At 67.4% G+C, this 4635-nt stretch carries 4 protein-coding genes; 1 reads left to right on the top strand and 3 read right to left on the bottom strand.

The window, feature by feature from the left end; all coding sequences use genetic code 11:
* Together VK611_25590 and VK611_25585 are read right to left on the bottom strand one after the other, a co-directional pair.
* A partial coding sequence (locus tag VK611_25590) for a hypothetical protein (protein HMG44733.1) occupies nucleotides 1-484 on the bottom strand: 484 nt, incomplete at its 3' end.
* Nucleotides 485-824: 340 nt separating this feature from the next.
* The gene (locus VK611_25585; protein ID HMG44732.1) at nucleotides 825-1730 is read right to left on the bottom strand and encodes a hypothetical protein; all 906 of its coding nucleotides are present in this window, start codon (nucleotides 1728-1730) and stop codon (nucleotides 825-827) included.
* A gap of 1607 nt (nucleotides 1731-3337) precedes the next feature.
* On the opposite strand from VK611_25585, the gene VK611_25580 reads away from it, so the two are divergent.
* Nucleotides 3338-4132 (top strand): methylenetetrahydrofolate reductase, encoded by a 795-nt coding sequence (locus VK611_25580; GenBank protein HMG44731.1) that lies wholly within the window; start codon nucleotides 3338-3340, stop codon nucleotides 4130-4132.
* A 152-nt stretch (nucleotides 4133-4284) separates the two neighbouring features.
* Here VK611_25580 and VK611_25575 read toward each other — a convergent pair.
* The coding region (locus tag VK611_25575) for an EVE domain-containing protein (GenBank protein HMG44730.1) at nucleotides 4285-4635 on the bottom strand (351 nt) is incomplete at its 5' end.

The following is a 4635-nucleotide window of genomic DNA, read 5'->3' as shown; positions in this document are numbered from 1 at the left end:
CCACCTCGCACTGCCAGCGCCCCCGCAACGCCCGGAAGGCGAACACCGCGGTGGCCACGACCGCCACCACGAGCACCTCCAGCAGCAGCACGGCCACGGCGACCAGCGTGGCCAGCAACACGGCCCACACCACGATCCCGGCCATCTCGTCGAACCGCTCGACCAGCTGCGACGGGTGGGCTACTTCCTTCTTGGTCACGCCGTCGGCGGCGACGCCGGCTCGGGTTCGCTCCTGCTGGTCGGAGGTGCGCATGCCGAAGTACCACCGTGACATGGTCAGGCGCAGCGGCGGCGGGGCCAGCGCTACCCGCACGGTCCAGTGGCCGCCCTGGGGGTCGACGACCGGTTCGGTGCCGGCCAGGTGGCGCAGGCTGCGCCTGGCCACCCGGTACTGCAGGTAGACGATCGAGCCGACGGCGTACGCCACGCCCACCAGCCCGATGCCGACGACCAGCTCGGCGACGATCTCGACCACGACCTCCACGGCCCTTGTCTAGGCCATGTCCAACGACTCCGGCCTGCGAGTCCCGAGCCAGGACCGCCACCGGCCGGGCCCAACGACGCCCCCCGGCTCGGTAGCGCCGGTTCGGTGCGACCGTCGGCGGTCTGGCGGCTCGAGATATGTGCGCGTCGGAGCGGGTCAAGATCACCGGACAGGCCCTAGCCCAGCACTCCAGCAGCGGCCTCAACCGGCCACCGACAACGCCCGGAGGGCGTCGTCGGGGTCGCCGTTCAACATGACCAACACCCAGAACCCGCCGTCCACAATCGGCAGGTCGGCAGCGACCTCGGGGATGCGTCCAAGGTGGCGTCACCTCCCAATCTCAACCGGGGGCCGAGAACCTCGTGGCCAGGGATTCGAGTCCCTCATCACCCATCAGAGAGCGCGGCGGCCACTGCACAGGCGTGTCAACAGCGGGCCATATCTGACTGACAAATCGTTCAGGCTCTCCTGAGTCAGTTGTTGCACCCATTGTTCCATCGACTACGGGAACCAGCGGAAGCAATACTTGAAACGCGAGTTTGTAGACCACGAAAGTCGACACAAGTAGCGTCGGCTGATGCGGTCGCGAGTCACCCGGGTTGGCATGATGCAGTAGATCCCTCGCCGAGTGTGCTGCCCACCGGCCACCGTTATAGGCACCTAGATAGACCAACGAGTTCCTTGACGGTTGACGAGCGATGGCAAGGTCCATCGGATAGAAGCGGGGTACCACGGACCCGGTCACGCGATCGATGAGGATGGCCATCTTCATCGCCCACGTGCCGATCAGCACCTGATGGTGAGGAGGTAGGGGGACACACTCACCCCAGAGCATCGGGCGCAGGATCGCCGAGACGTCGTTCTCGAGTGTGCCTAGCCAGTCGTTGTTGCAAGGGCGGCACACGTGCGTGGTGATATCGATCTCGCGCCTGGGCTTGCGAAGTCCCGGCAACGGCGAGAGAACTCGTCCCATCGTCCGGAACTCTTTCGACACCCATCTCGGCCAGATGTGCTCATCGGTGAGCTCCTCCGAGCTTCCACAGAATGGGCAAGTGGCATCAGCGGGAGGAAGCCGGCTGTCGTCCGTCTGCATCTCGGCATCATCAAGGTCGAGCTGTGCCAGAGGAAAGGTCAGCTCCGCCCATCCGCCGCGGAGCCGCAATGACGCCAATTCGGTACAACCTTGGTGGCAAACACCGAAGAGGTAGATCTCCTCTCCCGGGTGCATGGAGCCGGAACTGGCCATGTGCTCCGGGCCCCATGGCCAACACACATACCAACTACCGCTAGCGGTTCCTCCAATAAAGCGGTGTGGATCACGAACCCTCACAACGGGATGCCCGCATCCCAGGCAAGGGCCCCGCCGCCACTCGGGAAGCCCTGGGTTGTCGAGACGCCGAGGTCGGCGCGGCGCTCCTCCGCGCACTCCCGAGGGAGCCGCCCCATGGGTACGGTTACGTCCACCGATGACCGTCGAGGTGATGTTCGAGGCGTGCCTCCATGATGACCAGTCAGGTCGCGACGGGTCGCCTTCCGCTGATCCGACCAGCAACGACACCTTGAGCGTCTCGTCGGCCGCTTCGGAGTAGGCCTGCAGCGAAACCACGAGCATGCCGCCGGCGTCCGGCAGGCTTGCCGGAGCGACATCCCGCACCCACTCGACTCGGTAGACGGTCCCACCATTGACACGCAGATGGGTCGGCGGCCGACCACGTCCGCCTTGGAACGATGCCTCCAGCCGCGTTGGCGTCCGATGCGCTTGATCAGTGTCCACCGGAGTCCTCAACCACGCACCTCACGATAGAACACACGTTTGCGTGCGTCGGGGCCTTTCTGCTGGCGGCTGGCTGTGCCTACCGGACTGCTCAACTGCTGCACTGCGCTCGGTCATGGGCTGCGTCGCCGCTCCTTGCTCGATGACATCGTGGCGACCGAGCGTCAAGAGCAGCCAGACCCGCCTTCATGTACCCGGCGTAGGGATCGCCGTCGTCACCGACGAGAAGCGTCGGCGCCCTCGGCCATCCCCAGGTCGCCCAACTCGACGACGCCACCCTCGAGACCCGCCTCCTCCGGTCGCCCGCCACCGCTTCGACCTCCCCGAAGAAGCCAGCCCCCGGTCGCGGAACCGGCCACCCCATCGGCGGTACATAACACCACCTAGGTCAATCACCGCGACCCGCTCGATTCACTGAAACCATCCGAAGCACTCGACCAAGCGTTGCGATAACCCCCTGAGACCAAGGCGCCTATCGCGCTGCCGAGTACTTCTTGAGCGCTGTTAGCGCCGGCCCGCAGCGCCTTCAAGGCCGATGGTCGCCAACGGGACTCAAACCCTCGACCACAGCCGCAGTAGTCGGCGACTACCAGGAGGTACGCGGCAGATGCCAGCACGACCCCCGGCCACGTACGGATCCGCCGCCGAAGGTAACGGGACAACCTCCGGGAACCACCATCGCTGCCGCTACCAGGAGGTACGTGATCCCGTACCGAGGTACGGGTTGCGGGTGGTGGACCCAACAGGACTCCAACCCCTGAAATCGCAGACCTTCGTCCTCCTCCTGCGATGGATCCGGGACGGTGGCTTCAGCGACCTGCCGTCAGCCAGGCCGAGGCCAGGGGCCCCACATGACGCCACGCTGTGATCGGTGTCAACACCCGCACATGGCGGCGCTTCTCGCGCTGTTGCCATCGTCTGATGGTGTGGTCTGATCGAGTGATGCGGTTCGGGGTCCATCTGCCCCAGTTCGGTCGGGCGGCGTCGGACGACACCCGCAGGTCGGAGCTGTCTGGCGGCAGCCTCGGTGGCGTGTGCGTAGAGCTGACTGCTCGCCCCGGGGGGCGTAGCGTCGGGTCATGACGCAGGACCGTTTCGAGGTGGTGTGCGAGATCGAGCCGGCGACGACGCCCGATCTCACCCGGGTGCGGCACCAGATCGGCGTGATGGCGCCGGTGGCGACGTCGTTCCTGATCCCCGACAACCACATCGGCCGGGCCACCGTGTCCAGCATCGCGGTCGCACACGAGGTCCAGGCCATGGGCGGGCAGGCGGTCGCCTGCCTCAACGCCCGTGACCGCAACCTGCTCGGCTTCGAGCGCGACCTGCTGACCGCCGCCGCGTACGGCGTCGAGGAATTCCTGTTCGTCTACGGCGACAAGCCCACTACCGGCGGGCGGACCAGCGAGCTCACCGTCCGGTCGATGATCGAGCACGCCCGGGCCGCCACCGGGTCCACTGCCCTGGCCAGCAGCCGGCCCTTCCGCCTCGGCGCCACCACCCGGCTCACGCCGGTCCCCGCCTGGAAGCACGAGGCCGACTTCCTGTTCGTGCAGGTCGGCTTCTCCCTCGATCGACTGCTTGCCTGGCGGGACACGATCGGCGCCGACATCGCCGCCGGCACCGACGTCTACGCCGGCGTGATGGTCGTCGCCTCGGCGGCGATGGCCCGGCGCTTACTCGCCACCATCCCCGACATCGAGATCCCCGATGCGCTCGTCCAGCGCCTGGAGACCGACTCCGACGCCGGCATCGACCTGGCGGTCGACATCGTCGAGGGCATCCGGTCCAGCGGCGCCTTCACCGGCGTCCACCTGGTCCCGGTCACCCGCTACCGGCAGGTCGCCGCCCGCCTCGAACAACTCCGCCGCTGAGACCGACGCGACCCCTCGATCCCCGCGGCGGCTGCAACTTGCAGACCGGCACCGAACTCGACCAGCCGGCCGCGGCAACCAGGACCTCCGCACTGGAGCTCTGTGGTGAACGCCAGGGCTGCCTCGGCACCGCGATGCACCCATCCACGCGCCTACTCGGGCAGGAGCCGACGGTGGTCCTTGGGGACCAGGGACCAGATGGCGTCGGCGTCGGGTGGGGAGAGCTCGAAGCAGCCGGACCGGAGCTTGGTGGTGGGCAGGTGGCCGCGCATCTTGGCCAAAGGGATCGGCGGGACCTCGCGAAGGTCGGCCCGGCGTCGGTAGCCGCCCTCGATGACGTCGCTGGGTTCCGGCTCGGCGCCGGTGACCACGCCCACGATGGCGACGGCCTGGAAGGACTCGCCCTTCGGGAACGCCGTGCGGGGCGAGTAGACGAACACCCGGTCGCCCTCCTGCATCCGACGCAGCGGGGCCAGCTTCCCGTGGTTGGCCATGATGAACCC

The sequence above is a fragment of the Acidimicrobiales bacterium genome, assembly GCA_035316325.1.
Lineage (GTDB): Bacteria > Actinomycetota > Acidimicrobiia > Acidimicrobiales > VFJN01 > DASXTK01.
Note: the sequence above shows the minus strand (reverse complement) of the source record. Positions and strands in the feature narration are given on the sequence as shown.